Genomic DNA, 711 nt, shown 5'->3' on the forward strand with positions numbered 1-711 from the left:
TTGATAACCTGCTTTTTTACGTATATTTTTTAAATCTAATTTCTTAGATTCAGCTGATTCAAAATCAATCACTAATCTTTTTCTATCATCAACATTTTCAAATTTTAATTCTGTTTGAGGTGTCAGACGATATTGTGATGGTAAATGACGACGTACAAGCACTCTAGCATCTTTTAAATATCTTTCATCTATATTTCGCGAATTCTCGCTAATCACACCGTTTTCCAACTCATATACATAGACTTTACATGCGTCAAAATCTACTTTGATTCTGTCATTTGTAAGATTATTTGATTTAAACGCATGTTTTAAATCATTCGCTAATTTCTGCGTATTGCTCTCTATAAGCCTCATCAACTGCATTCATCTCACTTTCATAGTATCTATGTGCGTCATTTAAGCATTTGAAAGTGATAAATTGCTTAACATCGTAAAACTTTTCAATAAAATCATCAATACTTTCCAAATGCTTAGTAAATAATTAAATTCTTCGCTTTTTACTGCTTTTAAATCAAACATTAAATTCCCCCTTTAACACTTTATTTAATGGCGTTTCTAAAGTTTTTAAATCCGGTTTGTATATATGATTTTTAACTACTTCAAAATCATAAAATTGACCATCTTCAAATTTTTGTGATGCGATATTTTTAGTATCAACATGTAAAATTGAATCGAGTCTTCGTATCAATTGATTAATATCAATTGTTTCAG

At 28.6% G+C, this 711-nt stretch carries 2 protein-coding genes; both read right to left on the bottom strand.

What is annotated here, in order from left to right:
- A partial coding sequence (locus tag JUB10_RS14430) for a hypothetical protein (protein WP_207457890.1) occupies window positions 1-363 on the bottom strand: 363 nt, incomplete at its 3' end.
- A gap of 148 nt (window positions 364-511) precedes the next feature.
- Window positions 512-711: hypothetical protein (locus JUB10_RS14435; RefSeq protein ID WP_207457891.1), on the bottom strand; the 200-nt coding region annotated here is incomplete at its 5' end.

It is taken from the genome of Desertivibrio insolitus (genome assembly GCF_017355965.1).
Taxonomy (GTDB): Bacteria; Actinomycetota; Actinomycetes; order Actinomycetales; family Microbacteriaceae; genus JAFIQW01.